Origin of the sequence: Sphingomonas sp. S6 (genome assembly GCF_043498045.1) — a bacterium.
Classification (GTDB): Bacteria; Pseudomonadota; Alphaproteobacteria; order Sphingomonadales; family Sphingomonadaceae; genus Sphingomonas.
Window position 1 is genome coordinate 82,898 of record NZ_JBIEOE010000005.1, and the last position, 15,797, is coordinate 98,694.

General features: G+C 68.7%; 13 protein-coding genes. 6 read left to right on the plus strand and 7 right to left on the minus strand.

The genetic code is table 11. The annotated features are described in order from the left end of the window. Positions 1-276: 276 nt before the first annotated feature. The 5 genes from ACGVWT_RS10230 to ACGVWT_RS10250 all read right to left on the minus strand — a co-directional run bounded on the left by ACGVWT_RS10230 (position 277) and on the right by ACGVWT_RS10250 (position 5,159). Complete coding sequence (locus ACGVWT_RS10230) at positions 277-1,461, minus strand: acyl-CoA dehydrogenase (RefSeq protein ID WP_315462450.1); 1,185 nt, start codon at positions 1,459-1,461, stop codon at positions 277-279. Positions 1,462-1,645: 184 nt separating this feature from the next. Further along, positions 1,646-3,754 (minus strand): TonB-dependent receptor, encoded by a 2,109-nt coding sequence (locus ACGVWT_RS10235; RefSeq protein WP_315462449.1) that lies wholly within the window; start codon positions 3,752-3,754, stop codon positions 1,646-1,648. 131 nt (positions 3,755-3,885) lie between these two features. Then, complete coding sequence (locus ACGVWT_RS10240; RefSeq protein ID WP_116462428.1) at positions 3,886-4,668, minus strand: tryptophan 2,3-dioxygenase; 783 nt, start codon at positions 4,666-4,668, stop codon at positions 3,886-3,888. A gap of 24 nt (positions 4,669-4,692) precedes the next feature. After that, the gene (locus tag ACGVWT_RS10245; RefSeq protein ID WP_315462448.1) at positions 4,693-4,986 is read right to left on the minus strand and encodes a hypothetical protein; all 294 of its coding nucleotides are present in this window, start codon (positions 4,984-4,986) and stop codon (positions 4,693-4,695) included. Further along, positions 4,983-5,159: a hypothetical protein gene (locus ACGVWT_RS10250; RefSeq protein ID WP_315462447.1), complete on the minus strand. Its 177-nt coding sequence runs from the start codon at positions 5,157-5,159 to the stop codon at positions 4,983-4,985. Before ACGVWT_RS10250 ends, ACGVWT_RS10245 begins: the two co-directional genes overlap by 4 nt. Positions 5,160-5,249: 90 nt before the next feature. Between ACGVWT_RS10250 and ACGVWT_RS10255 the strand changes: the two genes are divergently transcribed. After that, positions 5,250-5,867 (plus strand): LexA family transcriptional regulator, encoded by a 618-nt coding sequence (locus tag ACGVWT_RS10255; protein ID WP_315462446.1) that lies wholly within the window; start codon positions 5,250-5,252, stop codon positions 5,865-5,867. Here the strand turns inward: ACGVWT_RS10255 and ACGVWT_RS10260 are convergent. Further along, complete coding sequence (locus ACGVWT_RS10260; RefSeq protein ID WP_165800911.1) at positions 5,864-6,034, minus strand: hypothetical protein; 171 nt, start codon at positions 6,032-6,034, stop codon at positions 5,864-5,866. The genes ACGVWT_RS10255 and ACGVWT_RS10260 overlap by 4 nt on opposite strands. 177 nt (positions 6,035-6,211) lie before the next feature. On the opposite strand from ACGVWT_RS10260, the gene ACGVWT_RS10265 reads away from it, so the two are divergent. From ACGVWT_RS10265 to ACGVWT_RS10285, 5 genes are all read left to right on the plus strand, one after another. Further along, positions 6,212-6,421: a hypothetical protein gene (locus tag ACGVWT_RS10265; RefSeq protein WP_017977894.1), complete on the plus strand. Its 210-nt coding sequence runs from the start codon at positions 6,212-6,214 to the stop codon at positions 6,419-6,421. A gap of 87 nt (positions 6,422-6,508) precedes the next feature. After that, positions 6,509-6,712 carry a hypothetical protein gene (locus ACGVWT_RS10270; protein WP_017977895.1) on the plus strand — a complete coding sequence of 68 codons (204 nt, stop codon included), beginning with the start codon at positions 6,509-6,511 and terminating at the stop codon, positions 6,710-6,712. 193 nt (positions 6,713-6,905) lie between these two features. After that, on the plus strand, positions 6,906-8,873 hold the full coding sequence (locus ACGVWT_RS10275) for a BamA/TamA family outer membrane protein (protein WP_315462445.1): 1,968 nt from the start codon (positions 6,906-6,908) through the stop codon (positions 8,871-8,873). Continuing rightward, entirely contained in the window at positions 8,870-12,991 is a 4,122-nt protein-coding gene (locus ACGVWT_RS10280) for a translocation/assembly module TamB domain-containing protein (RefSeq protein WP_315462444.1), read from the plus strand. Before ACGVWT_RS10275 ends, ACGVWT_RS10280 begins: the two co-directional genes overlap by 4 nt. A 49-nt stretch (positions 12,992-13,040) precedes the next feature. Continuing rightward, positions 13,041-14,354 carry a chloride channel protein gene (locus tag ACGVWT_RS10285; RefSeq protein ID WP_116462422.1) on the plus strand — a complete coding sequence of 438 codons (1,314 nt, stop codon included), beginning with the start codon at positions 13,041-13,043 and terminating at the stop codon, positions 14,352-14,354. Positions 14,355-14,484: 130 nt separating this feature from the next. Here the strand turns inward: ACGVWT_RS10285 and ACGVWT_RS10290 are convergent, their stop codons facing one another. Beyond that, positions 14,485-15,720: an MBL fold metallo-hydrolase gene (locus ACGVWT_RS10290; protein ID WP_315462443.1), complete on the minus strand. Its 1,236-nt coding sequence runs from the start codon at positions 15,718-15,720 to the stop codon at positions 14,485-14,487. Positions 15,721-15,797: the final 77 nt, after the last annotated feature.

Consider the following 15,797-nt stretch of genomic DNA (forward strand, 5'->3'; position numbering starts at 1 on the left):
ACAACAAATGTTATGCTGGTGGCGGTGGTTGGGTCGCCTTACCCATGTGGCGCCTCTCTCCCGTCACCCCGGACTTGATCCGGGGTCCCGCTACTCGGGTGCGGTCTAAGAAGCGGGATCCCAGCTCAAGGCCGGCGTGACGATGGAATGCGGTGACGCCGAATGTCGCTCAGCCTCGTCGTCCTTGCGAGCAGCGCGGCAATCTAGGGCTAAACTTCCCGGCTCTATATTGCTTCCCCGGATCGAGTCCGGGGTCACGATGACGGGTGGCGTCTCTCAGAACGCCGCGATGCCGGTGATCGCGCGGCCCAGGATCAGCGCGTGGACGTCGTGTGCGCCTTCGTAGGTGTTGACCGTCTCCAGGTTCATCGCGTGGCGCATCACCTGGTATTCGCCACTGATGCCGTTGCCCCCGTGCATGTCGCGCGCCATCCGGGCGATATCGAGCGCCTTGCCGACGTTGTTGCGCTTGACGATCGAGACCATCTCGGGCGCGAACCGCCCTTCGTCCATCAGGCGGCCGACACGCAGGGAGGCTTGCAGCCCGAGGGCGATCTCGGTTTCCATATCGGCGAGCTTTTTCTGGTAGAGCTGACGCCCGGCGAGGGGCGTGCCGAACTGCTTGCGGTCGAGGCCATATTGGCGGGCGGCGTGGAAGCAGAATTCCGCCGCGCCCAACGCGCCCCAACTGATGCCGTAGCGCGCACGGTTAAGGCAGCCGAACGGGCCCTTCAGCCCCTCGACGTTGGGCAGCAGCGCATCCTCGCCGACCTCGACTTCCTCCATCACGATGCCGCCGGTGATCGAGGCGCGCAAGCTGAGCTTGCCCTCGATCTTGGGGGCGGACAGGCCCTTCAATCCCTTGGTCAGAATGAAGCCGCGGATTGCACCGCCGTGTGCGTCGCTCTTCGCCCAGACGACGAAGACGTCGGCGATCGGGCTGTTCGAAATCCAGGTCTTGGCGCCGCTCAGGACATAGCCGCCGTCGACCTTGCGCGCGCGCGTCGTCATGCCGCCGGGGTCGGAGCCGGCGTCGGGTTCGGTCAGGCCGAAGCAGCCGATATATTCGCCGCTCGCAAGCTTGGGCAGGAAGGCGTGGCGCTGGTCCTCCGAACCGTAGGCGTAGATCGGGTACATGACGAGCGACGACTGAACGCTCATCATCGAGCGATAGCCGGAGTCGATCCGCTCGACCTCGCGCGCGACGAGGCCATAGGCGACGTAGCTGGCGCCGACGCCGCCATATTCCTCCGGGACGGTCGGGCCGAGCAGCCCCAGTTCGCCCATTTCGCGGAAGATCGCGGCATCGGTATGTTCGTGCTGGAACGCCTCGACGATGCGCGGGGCGAGGCGATCCTGGGCGTACGCGCGCGCAGTGTCGCGGATCATCCGCTCGTCTTCGCTCAATTGCTCGTCGAGCAGGAAGGGATCCGCCCAGTCGAACTTGCCCATGCCGGCCATCGTCATCTCTCCTTTTCGACGGTGCGGTACGGGAGTGGGCGACGGTAGGCAAGCTCCTCCCCGGTACGGGGAGGGGGACCGCGCCGCAGGCGTGGTGGAGGGGGCCTTCCACAAACGACAGCGCCTGTGGGGCGCCCCCTCCACCAGCTTCGCTGGTCCCCCTCCCCGGCACGGGGAGGAATTTTTAGAGCCCGAACCGCAGGGTCACGCGGATGTCGCGGCCGGCGAGGGGGGCGAAGTCCTTCAGGAAGCTTGAGTGGCGGCGGGCGACCACGTCGAAGATGTTGTTCGCCGACAGCAGCAGGCTGGTCTTGCTGTCGGCCCCGAACGGACGAATCGAGGCGCTGGCGTTGACCATTGTGTAGCCGGGGGTGCGGGTTTCGAATGCGGCTAGGCGATTTTGCGGGAAGACGTGTTCTGCCTCGATTCGGGCGCCCAGGCGGTCGCTTTGTGCTTCGATGCCGCCGAGGACACGGGCCGGGGGGATGCGGGGCACGGGGCCGACGTCGACGATATTGGCGTGGACGTAATCGCCCAGCAGATCGGCGTTGATCGTGTAGCTGCCGATGCGCGCAAGGCGGACCGAGGCGTCGGCCTCGAACCCGTAATAGCGCGCGTCGCCCTGCTGATATTGGAAGCAGGGCAGGCCCGACAGGTCGTCGGTGCGGGTGAGGCAGACGGCGGGGTCGACGCGGTTTTCCGAAATGTAGTTGGTGAACCAGTTGTAATAGGCCGAGGCATCGAGGCTGAAGCCATCGCCGTGCGCGTGCAGCGTTGCCTCGAGGCCCCAGCTCTTTTCGAGGCTGAAGTTCGGGTTGCCGAGCTCATAGGCCTGGGTGCCGGCGTGCGGGCCGTTGGCCAGCAATTCCTCCGCCGAGGGCGCACGCTCGGTGTGCGACCCGTTGAGGCCGATGCGCACCCCGTCGGCGATCGCATAGGACGCGCCGATCGAGCCGGACAGCGCCTCGAAATGGCGCTTGCCTCCAAAGAAGCGATCGTTGCCTACCGGCACACGGCCGGCGACGTCGGTCAGCTCGTAGCGCAGGCCGCCCTCGGCGCGGAACGGGCCGTTGGCATATTGCTGCAGCGTGAAGAAGCCGGTCTGGTTGGTTTCGTTCTTGGGCAGGAAAGCTTCATCGCCCACGACGTTGAAGATGCGGTTGAAATATTGAACGCCGCTGGCGCCCTGCCAGCCGCCGCGATTGGCCTGGACCAGCTCGAGGCGCCCTTCGAGGCCCTTGTTGTAGAAGGCGGTGCCGACGCTGCCGTCCTCTTCGAGTTCGAAGTGGCGGTAGTTCGCCTGGCCGGCGCGGATGCGAACCTTGTCGAGGACGCCGCCGCCGGTCTGCACCTCGCCGCGCAGGTCGACGCGGTTCTGAACGACGGAGAGGCGCGGCGCTTCCTGTTCCTGACCCACCGCGGTCGCGTAGCGGATGGGGACGCCGTACAGGCTGTCATAATGGCTGTACGACACGCCCAAATTGCCGGTGTCGGTGATGATCGACGCGCCGGCGCCTGCGGTCCACGTCTCCGACGCCGAATTGGGCAGGCGGTTCCGCAGTGCGGCGGATGCGGCGAAGTCGATCGGTTCGTCGGTATCCTGCGGTAGACCAACCTGGCTGAGCGCGGCGGCACGGGCGGCGGGGGAGAGGATGTAGCCGCGGCCCGTGCGCAAGTCGTTCGACTTGAGGTACGATCCGTCGGCGTGCAGCACGATGTTCTTCGTGACCGCGACATCGCCCGCGGCGCCACCCGACCGCTCGGTCGCCGCGGAGCCGTAGGCGGCGATGCCGTTCAGGCGATAGCCGTTGTCGGGCACGGTGCGCGGAATGCGCGTGTCGATGACGTTGACGACGCCGCCGACCGCGGACGAGCCGAACAGCAAAGCGGACGGGCCGCGCAGCACCTCGACGCGCTCGGCAAGCAGCGGATCGATGATGACGGCATGGTCGACGCTGGTATTGCTGACGTCGATCGCGCCGATACCGTCGGTCAGCACGCGGATACGGTCGCCCTGGAAGCCGCGCAGGATCGGGCGCGAGGCGCTGGGGCCGAACGAGGTCGCGGACACGCCGGGCTGGCGGGCGAGCGTTTCGCCGATCGTCGGGCGCAGTTCGCGAGTCAGCTGCTCGCCCGACAGGACGGTGGTGCCCTGCAACACGTCGCGCTCGCTCTGCGGCACGGCGGCGGTGACGATGATGTCCTTGCCCTGCGGTGCGGCTTCGGGGGTGCCGGTCTGGGCGAAGGCGGGGCTGGCGAGCAGGCTGGCGCCGGCGAGCAGGAAGGTGCGCATGGATACTCCGCGTAAGAACAGGCCCGGACCCCGGGCGTTGTGCAAGTGCGAAGCGTCTGTGCGACGTGATACGTTATATCAAGATGAAATCGGTGTGACGGTGCGGTTACGTCAGCACTGTGGCCGCGATGCTACAGGCTGGTGCGGACGTTGAGCAGTTCGGGAAAGAAGCGCTGCTCCACCACGCGCGCGAGATAGGGGACGCCCGCGGTGCCACCGGTGCCGGTCTTGAAGCCGATGACGCGCTCCACCGTCTTCAAATGGCCGAACCGCCACAGCTGCACATGATATTCGAGGTCCACCAGCTTTTCGGCGAGCGCGTACAAATCCCAATGGTCGTTGGGATGGCCATAGACCGTCGCCCAGCACGCCTCCACGTCGCGCGACGGGGGGACGCTTTGGGCAAAATCCCGCTCCAGCCGGTCGGCGGGGATCGGCAGGCCGCGGCGCGCGAGCAGGCGCAACGCCTCGTCATACAGGCTGGGGCGGGCGAGTTCGTCCGACAGGCGGGCACGCACGTCGCTCTCGTCGAACACATCGACCATCGCCGGATTGCGATTGCCCATCACGAATTCGAGGCTGCGATATTGATCAGACTGGAAGCCCGAACTCGACCCCAGTTTGCCCCGCATCGCCGCGTAATCGGCGGGGGTCATCGTCGCCAGCACCTCCCAAGACTGGATCAGCTGTGCCTGGATGCGGCTGACCCGTGCCATCATCTTGAGCGCCGGCGCGACGTCATCCGCAGCGATCCGTCGCCGCGCCTCGCCCAATTCGTGCAGGCACAATTTCATCCAGAGCTCGGACGCTTGATGGATGGTGATGAACAGCAGTTCGTCGTGGACGCCGCTCAACGGGCTCTGCACGTCGAGCAGCTCGGGCAGGCGCAGATAGCTGCGATAGGTGATCGTCATGGGATGGTGGTAGCGTGCCACCGATCAGGCTTCCAGCAGCACCAGCAGTTCGAGCCGCATGGCGTCCGCGTCGCGTCGCAGCGCGAGGTCGGCAACGAGGCGACCGGGCGCAGACAACTCTTCCTCCGGCAAGGCGGCGAACCAAGCGGTGGCGTTGCCATCGACCTTGACGGTCGTCGTCAGGCGATAGCCATTGAAGGTAGCGCTGGACCAGGGCGTTTCCGAAAAGTCACTAAAAGTCGCACCGACGCCATAATTTTGCGCACTGTGTTCCAAGGATTTCAACAGCCTGGCATGCGGGTCATGGGTGCGGGTCACGCGGGGCGCTCCGCCATGAAGCATTCGATGCGATGTTCCAGATCCGGCCCGACGATCCGGCCGCGCATCATGTCGGTCACCAGCCGCGGATCGTTGACCGTCAGCCGCCCGAACTCGCTGCGCGACATCTTGGTACGGCGCAGAAAGCGATCGATCTTCAACAGCAGGCACATGCATCTCCCTCCGAGTCCGCGAATCATGTTCCTCATATGTTCTCATGGTTTCAGCTTGTCTAGGAAAAATCCTACGCTAAGGTCGTGCCTGTGGAGCAGGACGATTCAAGGGGGCGGCTGAAGGCCTTGGCCGACGCGCGGGGCGACAGCCTAGCGGCGCTGTCGGCGATGATCGGGCGCAACGCGGCCTATCTGCAGCAGTTCGTGACGCGTGGATCGCCGCGACGGCTGGCGGAGGACGATCGTCGTCGGCTGGCGGACTATTTCGGGGTCGACGAGGCGGCGTTGGGTGGGCCGCAGCAGCGGCGGGCGTTCACCGTGCCGAGGCTGGACGTGGCGGCGTCGGCGGGGCCGGGTGCGCTGGTCGACAGCGAGATCGTGCTGGGGGCCGAGGCGCTGGATCCGGCGCTCGCCGCGAGGCTGGGCCTGCGTGAGGGACTGACGGGAATCGTGCGGGTGCGTGGCGATTCGATGGAGCCGGGGCTGATCGATGGCGACCTGATCGTGGTCGACCGGGCGCGGCGGTCACCGGATGCGACGGGGGCGGTGTTCGTGCTGCGCGTCGACGATGCGGTGATGGTGAAGCGCGTGGCGCGCGGGCGGGGCGGGCTGACGATCAGCAGCGACAACCCATCCGCGCCGCCGGTGCCCGAGGGGACGGTCGAGGTGATCGGCCGCGTCGTCTGGCTGATGCGCGCGCCGCGTTAGCGTTGCCGGTCGCGCAGCCAGACCGCGACCGCACCGGCGGCGCCGATCGCCAGTCCCGCCAGGAAGCCGATCGTCACCTGTCCCTGCATCAGCCCGATGACGGTGCCGCCGATCGAGCAGAGGGCGATCAGGATGCCGCCCGCGGCGGAAGGAGGAGTGTCGGCCATGGCCGAGCCCTGCCACGTCCCGCGCCGGGACGCCAGCGTCCCCGCTCGGGACAGGCGGGACGGCACGCCGCGCGGGCATTTACCATCGAACGCGGCGGGTGTGCGCCGATCCACCCTAGTTGGCACGGCGATTGTAGATACGACCGGTGCCGCGTTCGCTTGAGGAGTTTTTCGCTTATGGTCGCTTTGTATGTCGCCGATGCGCAACAGGTCGCCGAGGCGGCCGAGCTGATCGCGACGTTCGGCGATCATGCACCGGTGGAGGCGGCGATCCGCGCGGGGCATATGCGCGACATCGGCAATCACGTGCATTTCTGCCGCTGGCGCCAAACCGAGCGATTGGTGGAGCTGCTGGCGTCGGACGAGGTGGTCGGTACGGTCCACTGAGGGCCGGGGCGCAGAATTCGCGCTGCCGGCGCATGACGTCATCCGCCCGACAGTGTTTTGTCATGTGGGCGCTGCGATCCTCCGCAGATGGAGCAGCGCAAGGACAGGTGGCGGACGCCGTTGAGCTTGGGGAGCGCCGCCGTAGGTTTCGCCATCGCGCGGCTGGCGTTCAATAACGTCTGCCTCATCAAGCGACATGACCTTATCCTGTTGGCGGCCGTGACGGCGCCGTCGATTGTGCTCGATGTCTATCGGCTGGTACGCCAGCGCTGGCCCGTAACCGCCAAATAGCATCGCCGGCGTGTGGGCGGGGTACGTGCGAACGCAGGAGCACAAGCCCGGGCAAAACGTCGACACATGGGATGCGCGGCTCTGGGCCTCGGCGTCTGCATGCGTCCGGCCGGTCCGTCGCCGCGTCCGGTCGATCGGGATTTGCGCCGGTGTGGGACTTTTGCGCCGAAGCGCCGCGCGCTAGGACAGGCGCATGGTGTCGCGTTGGGGGTGGTTCGGGCTAGGCGCGACTGCCGCGTTCCTTGTTGCCGGATCGGCTGCGGCGCAGACCTCGCCCGCGGGCGATGCCGCGCGTCCACAGACGCTGCCCGCCACGGATGGCGTGTCGCTCGATCCCAATGCGCCGCTCGCGGCATTGCCCGATATCGGCGTGGCGTGGCCCGAACTGAAGCCCGATGCAACCGAGGCGGCCGCGACGCAGGCGACCGATGCGGCGGGCGAACGGCGCTATGGCTGGCGGATCGAGGGGATCGATACCGCTGCGACGCCGCTGCTGCGCCGCCGGTTCGAGGAATTGTCGACGCTGGCGGAGAATGACGGCAGCGCCGCCAATGCCGCGCAGCTCGACCGGCGTGCGCGCGAGGATGGCGACCTGCTGCGCACGTTGCTGCGCGGCGAGGGCTATTACGATGCGCGCGTCACGACGCGGATCGAGCCGGGCGTCAAGCCGCAGGTGGTGCTCGCGGCAGAACCGGGAACGCTCTATCGCTTCACCGCCGTGACACTGGGCGGCGTCGGCGCGGCGGGGGACAAGGCGCCGGTGCTCGACAAGGCCTTCGGGGTGAAGGCGGACGACCCGGTCAACGCCGACGCCATCGTTGCGGGCACGACGCAGCTGCGCGCGAAGGCAGGGCAGGCGGGCTTTCCCTTCGCCGACATCGGTGAGCCGCAGATCGTGGTGGATCATGCGACCAAGACCGCGACGCTCGACCTCGCCGTCGCGACCGGCAACGCCCGGCGGTTCGGGCGAATCGTCGCGCTGCCCGGCAATCGGGTGTTCGACGCGGATCACGTGCAGGAGATCGCGCGTTTCCAGCCCGGGGATGCGTATAATGCCGCGTCGCTCGACGATCTGAAGCGTGCGCTGATCCAGACCGGCCTCGTGTCGTCGGTCGAGGTGAAGCCGATCGCGGATGCCGATCCGGGCACGGTGGATATCGGCGTGAAGCTGGAGCCCGCGCCACCGCGCACGATCGCGGGCGAACTGGGCTATGGCACGGGCGAAGGCGCGCGCGCGGAAATCAGCTGGACGCACCGCAACCTGTTCCCGCCCGAGGGTGCGCTGACGCTGCGCAGCGTGCTGGGCACGCAGGAGCAATTGGGCAACATCGTCTTTCGCCGCAGCAATGTCGGCGGGCGCGACCGGGTGCTGACGCTGCAGGCCGCCGCCGCCCACACGGTGCGTGACGCCTATGACGCGAAGACGTTCACGCTGGCGGGCAGCCTGGAACGGCAGACCACGATCTTCTTCCAGAAGGCGTGGACATGGTCGTTGGGCGGCGAGCTGATCGCGTCGGACGAGCGCGACGTGATCGCGGCGACGGGCGAGCCGCGGCGGCGCACCTTCTTCATCGGCGCGGTGCCGACCAGCCTCAATTACGACGGATCGGACGATCTGCTCAATCCGACGCGCGGCTTTCGCATCGGCGGGCGGTTCAGCCCGGAAGTGTCGCTGCAGGGCAATGTCTTCGGCTATGCGCGGATGCAGCTGGATGCGAGCGCCTACCAGCCCGTCCATAGCGGCGTGGTGCTGGCGGAGCGCATTCGGCTGGGATCCATTTTAGGCGCGCCGCGCGACCAGATCGCGCCGTCGCGGCGCTTTTATGCGGGTGGCGGCGCGTCGGTGCGCGGATACGGCTTTCAGGCGATCGGGCCGCGCGACGTCAACAACGACCCGATTGGCGGGCGGAGCCTGGCGGAGTTCTCGATCGAGACGCGGGTCAAGACGTTCGGGAATTTCGGCATCGTGCCGTTCCTCGACGGCGGCACGGTCTACACCACCGCTTTCTCGGGGTTGGGCGATTTCCAGTACGGCGCGGGTGTCGGGGTGCGCTATTATTCGAACTTCGGGCCGATCCGCCTCGACGTCGGCACGCCGCTGAACCCCAAGCCGGGCGATAGCCGCATCGCCGTCTACGTATCGCTGGGGCAGGCGTTTTGAGGCGCGGCTTACGCTGGCTGGGGCTGGGCATCGCCGCGCTGGTGGCGGTGTTCGTCGCCGCGCTGGCGCTGGTCGACACCGGCATCGGCCATCGCTGGGTCACGGAGCGGATCGCGACGGTGCACACCGCCAACGGGCTGCGTTTTGCGATCGGGCGGATCGACGGATCGCTGTACGGCAAGGCGCGGCTGACCGATGTGCGCGTCTACGATCTCGACGGACTTCTGCTGCAGGCGCCGTCGGTCGATCTCGATTGGCGGCCGTGGGCATGGCTGAGGCACCGACTGGTGATCAAGCGGCTGGCGGTGGGACAGGCGGTGCTGTTCCACGCGCCGCATACGCGGGCAAACCCGCAACGCGGACCGATCCTACCCGACTTCGATATCGCGATCGACGATCTGCGCGTCGACCGGCTGGTGCTCGCGAAACCGGTGCTCGGCACGCCGCGGGTCGGGCGGATCGCGGGCCGGGCCGATATCCGCGACGGACGCGCCCTCGTGCGGCTCGGCGCCCTGGTCGCGGGGACTGACCGGCTGGCGGTGCGGATCGATGCCGCGCCGGACCGCGACCGGTTCGATATCGACGTGCGCGCAGGCGGTGCCGCGAACGGCGTGCTGGCGCGGAGCATCGGCGTGCGGCGTGCGGTGCGGCTGGACGTCGACGGCAAGGGCAGCTGGACGCACTGGCGTGGGCGCGCCGTCGGGCGGATCGGTACGGCACGGGCGGTCGACCTCGCGCTGGCGGCGGATGCTGGCCGCTATATGCTGGGGGGCGAGGTGGCGACGGCGGGGTGGACGAGCGCGGTCGTCCAGCGGCTGACCAGCCCACGCGTGCGTATCGCGGGCTCGGCGACCTTCGCCGACCGCCGGCTCGACGGCACGCTGGCGCTGCGCAGCACGGCGCTGGCGATGACGACGACCGGGGTGATCGACCTCGGCACATCGGCCTGGCGCAACGTGCGGATCGAGGCGCGGCTATTGCGGCCCGCCGCCGTGATCCCGACGATGAGCGGCAGCGGCGTCGTGTTGCGCGCGGTCCTGGATGGCGGGTTCCGGACCGCGCTGTTCGACTATCGCCTGCGCGCCGACCGGCTGGCGATCGACCGTACCGGCATGAGCGGGGTTCGGCTGGCGGGCAGCGGGCGGCTGGGCGGCCGAGTTCTGACGATGCCGACCCGATTCGTCGCGGCGGAGGTGACGGGCGTGGGCGACGTCGCGGGCGGCATCCTGCGCAACCTCAGCCTCGACGGGCCGGTGCGGCTGACGGGATCGCTGCTGACCGCGGACGCGCTGCGGCTGCGATCGGACAAGCTCGACGGGCGGATCATGGTGTCGCTGGACCTCGCCACCGGGCGGTACGAGGCGGGGCTGAACGGGACGCTGGGGCGGCTGTACATCAAGGGGCTGGGCGTCGTGGACGTCCGATCCGACCTGCGCGTCGTACCGGGGCCGGGCGGCAAGGGCACGCGGATCGTGGGGCGCGGGATCGCGCAGGTCGTACGGCTCGACAATGGCTTCCTGCGCACGCTGACCGGCGGTTTGCCGCGCGTCGTCGCATCGCTGGAGCGCGCGCCCGACGGGACGATCCGCTTCGCCGATCTGGTGCTGACGTCGCCGCTGCTGACGTTGCGGGGCAGCGGCTATCGCCGCAACGACGAGACGTTCCATATCGACGCGACCGGGCGTCATGCACGCTACGGCCCGGTGACGATGATGCGGCTGGACGGGAAGATCGACCGGCCGACGCTCGATATCGTCTTCGCCGCGCCCAATGCGACGCTGGGGCTGAGCCAGGTTCGGCTGGACCTCGACCCGACGCCGACCGGCTTCAACGTCCAGGCGCAAGGTGGGTCGCGGTTGGGGCCGTTCGCGGGGACGGGGCGTATCTTGTTGCTGCCGCCGGGCGTCGACGACGTGCTGTTCGTCGACCGGCTGGCGGTGAGCGGCACCGTGGCATCGGGCCGGCTCGCGATGCCGCCGGGTGGGTTCGAGGGCAGTTTGAACGTGGCGGGCGGCGGCCTGTCGGGCGCGTTGCGCTTCCACCCGGTGGGGACGGTGCAGCAGATCGTCATGAGCCTGGATGCGGCCAATGCGCAGCTGGCGGCCGCGACGCTGCGGCGCGGGCATCTGGAGGCGACGCTGCTGCTCGATCCGGCGGGAGCGTCGATCGACGCGACCGCATCGGGGCATGGGCTGCGCCAGGGACGGCTGAGCCTCGCGCGCTTTGCCGGTAACGCCAAGCTGCGCGGCGGGACGGGCGAGATTCGTGCGTCGATCGCCGGATCCCGCGGCCGGGCGTTCGACGTGCAGACCGTGATCGCGGTGGCGCCGGATCGCTATACCGTGTCGGCGCAGGGCACGCTCGATCGCCGGCCGTTGAAACTGCTCGAACCCGCGATCGTCACGCGCGATGGCGACGGGTGGCAGCTGGCGCCGACGAAGCTCGCCTTCGCGGGTGGTGAGGGCAGCCTGGCGGGGCGGTTCGCCGACAACGCGCTAGCCGTGGATGCCAGCCTGACGCGCATGCCGCTCGCGATCCTCGACATCGGTTTCCCGCGGCTGGGACTGGGCGGCACCGCGTCGGGGCGGATTGTGTACGCCAGCCGGGCGGGCGAGGCACCGACCGGGCGGATCGACCTGACGCTGCGCGGGCTGAGCCGTGCGGGCCTCGTCCTCGCCTCGCGGCCGATCGACGTGGGACTGGCGGGCGTGCTCTCCGCCGACCGGCTGGGCGTGCGCGCGGTGATGGCGTCGGGCGGGCGAACGATCGGGCGGGCGCAGGCGCTGCTCAAGCCGCTGGGGGCGGGCGATCTCGCCAGCCGTATCGCCGCTGCGCCGCTGATCGCGCAGCTGCGCTATCAGGGGCCGGCGGATACCCTGTGGCGACTGACCGGCGTCGAGCTGTTCGACCTGTCCGGCCCCGTCGCAATCGGCGCGGACGTCAGCGGGCGGATCGACGCGCCGGTGATCCGGGGCGTGTTGCAGGCCAATGGCGCACGAATCGAAAGTGCCGCGACCGGCACCGTGCTGACCAACGTCGTCGCCAGCGGCAAGTTCGGCGGATCGCAATTGCAGATCGACCGCTTCGCCGCCGATGCGGGCAAGGGCGGCCGCGTGACCGGGGTCGGTACGTTCGATTTCGGCGCGGCCCGCGGCGTGGGGGTCGACGTGCGGTTGCAGGCGGATCACGCAGTGATGATCAACCGCGACGATTTCGGCGCGACCGTCACCGGGCCGTTGACCTTCACCTCCAAAGGCGTCGGTGGGCAGATCGCGGGCAATGTCCTGCTCGATCGCAGCCGCTATCGGCTGGGTCAGGCAAGCGCCGCCACCGCCGTGCCGCGCCTCAACATCCGCGAGATCAACCTGCCCGACGGCGGCGAGGAGGACGAGGCACCGCCATCGCCGTGGACGCTGGCGATCAAGGCGAAGGCGCCGGACAAGATGATCGTCAGCGGCCTGGGCCTGTCGAGCGAATGGTCCGCCGATCTGTCGATCGCGGGCGAGCCGGGCAATCCGGCAATCACCGGACAGGCGACGCTGGTGCGCGGCGATTACGAATTTGCGGGCCGCAAGTTCGAACTGCGTCGCGGCATCATCCGCTTCGGGGGCGAGGTGCCGGCCAATCCGGCGCTGGATATCGAGGCGAATGCCGACAGCACCGGCCTCAGCGCGTCGATCCGCGTTACCGGCACGGCGCTGAAGCCCGAGATCAGCTTCACCAGTGTACCGGCGCTGCCGCAGGACGAATTGCTGTCGCGCCTGCTGTTCGGCACGTCGATCACCAAGCTGTCCGCGCCTGAAGCGTTGCAGCTCGCCGCGGCGGTGGCGGCATTGCAGGATGGCGGCAATGGCCTCAACCCGATCAACGCGGTGCGGCGCGCGGCGGGACTCGACCGGTTGCGCATCCTGCCCGCCGATCCGCAGACGGGACAGGGCACGTCGATCGCCGCGGGCAAGTTCGTGACGCGGCGGCTGTATGCGGAGATCGTCACCGATGGGCAGGGCTATTCGGCGACGCGGCTGGAATATCAGGTCACGCGCTGGCTCTCGCTGCTGTCCAGCATCTCGACCCTGGGGCGGCAAAGCGCGAACGTGCGTGTGTCGAAGGATTATTAAGGCGCCGGTGGCGGTTCCGCTGAGCGCCGCCGTCGGCTAGGGCCGGTCCATGTCCGACGCATCTGCCCCGTCGCCGCGTTCCCGCCGCTGGACGCTCTACCGCCTGCGCGCGCTGCTGCGATCGCGTGGGCCGACCAGCGTGCGTTTCCGGCGGCGGATCGCGGTGATCACCGGTGCGATCCTGATCGGCATCGTCGCGGTGCTGTTCGCCGAGGCGGCCGATTATACGGGGCTGGTGTTCAGCGCCTATGCGCGCACGTGGCATTGGTTGCCGCTCGTCACCACGCCGCTGGGCTTCATGGCGCTCGTCTGGCTGACGCGGCGGTTCGTGCCGCTGGCGCGCGGTTCGGGCATCCCGCAGGTCATGGCCGCGCAGACCGACCCGACCGCGGCGATGGGCGGGCTGATCGCGGTGAAGACGGTGCTGGGCAAGGTCGTGCTGACGATGGCGGCGATCCTGTGCGGCGCGAGCGTTGGGCGCGAGGGGCCGACGGTGCAGATCGCCGCGGCGGTGATGGGGGTCAGCCACCGCGTGCTGCGCGTGCCGTTGAAGGGCGCGGTGGTGATTGCGGGCGGTGCGGCGGGCGTGGCGGCGGCGTTCAACACGCCGCTGGCAGGCGTGATGTTCGCGATCGAGGAACTCGCCGCCGCCTATGAGCAGAAGGTGACGCTGCTGGTGCTGTCGGCGATCGTTATCGCCGGCCTCGTCGCCCAAAGCCTGGCGGGCGACTATATCTATTTCGGCGCGATCGGCGCGCATATGCCGACTGCGAGCGCGCTGATCGTCGTGCCGGTCGCGGGCGTCTTCGGCGGACTGGCGGGTGGGCTGTTCTCGCGCGTTTTGCTGGGGCTGGCCAGCGGGCCGGGCCGCGTGACGCGCTGGACGAAGGCGAACCCGGTGCTGTTCGCCGGCATTTGCGGCGTCGTCGTCGCGGTACTGGGCGTGTTCTCCGCGGGGCTGACCTGGGGCACCGGTTATTCCGCGGCGCGGGCGATGATCATCGGCGTCGATGCACCCTTGTGGTTCGGACCGGCGAAGGCGCTGGCGACGACGGCGACCGCGGTCGCCGGGCTGCCCGGCGGCATCTTCGCGCCCAGCCTGGCGGTGGGGGCGGGCGTCGGCAATCTGCTGCATGCAGTCTTCCCGAACGATCCCGCGGGCGCGGTCGTGATCCTCGGCATGGTCGCCTATTTCGCGGGGGTCGTGCGCGCGCCGCTGACCGCGGTGATCATCCTGTCCGAAACGACGGTGAGCCGTGGGCTGCTGCTGCCGATGTTCGCCACCGCCTTCATCGCCGACTGGGCGAGCCAACTGGTGTGCCGCGAGAAGCTGTATCACGGGCTGTCGCAGACGTTTCGGTAAGGCGCGCGACGACAAGCCCCTAATCGTCATTCCCGCGCAGGCGGGAATCCAGACGCGCTACCGTTTCGGCTCGCTCGATGGGGTTAGAGGTTATGGAGTTCCGCCGCCGCGGGAATGACGTGGGGTGGCTCTAGCGCAGCGCGCGCACCTCAGGCGTGTCGAGGCAGCGCATCATGTCGGCCGACTGCATCGCGCGGCCCGTCTGCGGCGCGGCATAGACGGGCACCTCGAACGGCTTGCCGAGCCCTTCCGCCGTGAAGCCGCTGCCCCCCGTGCAGCGCATCGCCGCCGCCAGCATCCTGGGCGGGGTGTCATAGCCTTCATAGGACAGGCGGAACGTGCCCCAATGGATCGCCATCGATCGCGCGGCGCCCAGGCGCTGGTGGATGAGCGCCGCCTCCGCCGGACCGACATGGCTGCCCGACGACATTTGGCCGGGCGCGAAGCGGAAGGCTCCGATCGGGATCATCGCGAAGCGGATCGGGCCGTAGGTCGCGGCCTCCGCCGGCCACAGGCCGTCGCCGAAGCCGGTGTCGCCGGCGAAGAAGATGTTGCCGCCGCTGGGCAGCGCGACGACGAAGCTGGACCAGAGCGCGCGGTTGCGATCGGTGAACCAGCGGCTGCCCCAATGGTGGTTGCGCGTCACGAACACGCGCGCGCGGTCGCCGGGGCACCAGCTGTCGGGATCGCAGCGGATGTCGCTGCTCGTGTCCTGGATGCCGGCGGGCGTCAGCGTCGCGCTGCCGCCCCAGTCGAGCGCGGTCGCCTTCGCGCCGGTCTGGCCGATGACGCTGTCGTTGCCCAGGCTGGTGACGATCGCGGGGTGATCGCGATCCCACAGCCGCTTCAGCGTCGCCTGATCGAGGTGATCGTAATGGTTGTGGCTGACCAGCACGAGGTCGATCTTGGGCAGATCGTCGAACCGGATACCGGGCGCCGCAACCCGCTGCGGACCGAAGCCGAACGGGCCGGCGCGCTCCGCATAGATGGGGTCGGTCAGGATGTTGAGGCCATGGGTCTGGATGAGGACGCTGGCGTGGCCGATCCACGTCACGACCATGCGCTCGCCTTCGACCCGCGCGGCGGGGCGCGACGGTGTGACCGCCACGCTCTTCGGCCATTCGGGACGCCCGTCGTTTCCGGTCAGGTAGCGCCAGAAGAAGCCGGTGCGGCTGCCGCCCGCCGGCATGCGCATCGTGTCCTGATCGCCATCGGGGTTGAAGAAGCGCTGCCCGTCGTAATGGTCGCTTTCGTCGCCTTCGTAATAGACGCGGTCGAGAAACCGCGGGACGATCGTCACGGTGAGGCCGAATGCGATGACGAGCGCCAAGACGATGCCGCCGATGATCTTCAGTACCAGCGCCACGGCAGCCCCTTTGGAGATTGATGCGGGTGAACGCCGCGGAGGTGCCGCGGGTTCAATAGCACGTCAATCGCGGGCGG

Excerpts from the sequence above, each read along its gene's own strand:
- ACGVWT_RS10270 (WP_017977895.1), top strand. The coding sequence starts at position 6,509 with ATGGAGCAGCGCAAGGACAGGTGGCGGACGCCGTTGAGCTTGGGGAGC.
- ACGVWT_RS10275 (WP_315462445.1), top strand. The coding sequence starts at position 6,906 with ATGGTGTCGCGTTGGGGGTGGTTCGGGCTAGGCGCGACTGCCGCGTTC.
- ACGVWT_RS10230 (WP_315462450.1), bottom strand. The coding sequence starts at position 1,461 with ATGGCCGGCATGGGCAAGTTCGACTGGGCGGATCCCTTCCTGCTCGAC.
- ACGVWT_RS10285 (WP_116462422.1), top strand. The coding sequence starts at position 13,041 with ATGTCCGACGCATCTGCCCCGTCGCCGCGTTCCCGCCGCTGGACGCTC.
- ACGVWT_RS10240 (WP_116462428.1), bottom strand. The coding sequence starts at position 4,668 with ATGACGATCACCTATCGCAGCTATCTGCGCCTGCCCGAGCTGCTCGAC.
- ACGVWT_RS10235 (WP_315462449.1), bottom strand. The coding sequence starts at position 3,754 with ATGCGCACCTTCCTGCTCGCCGGCGCCAGCCTGCTCGCCAGCCCCGCC.
- ACGVWT_RS10260 (WP_165800911.1), bottom strand. The coding sequence starts at position 6,034 with ATGGCCGACACTCCTCCTTCCGCCGCGGGCGGCATCCTGATCGCCCTC.
- ACGVWT_RS10250 (WP_315462447.1), bottom strand. The coding sequence starts at position 5,159 with ATGTGCCTGCTGTTGAAGATCGATCGCTTTCTGCGCCGTACCAAGATG.
- ACGVWT_RS10265 (WP_017977894.1), top strand. The coding sequence starts at position 6,212 with ATGGTCGCTTTGTATGTCGCCGATGCGCAACAGGTCGCCGAGGCGGCC.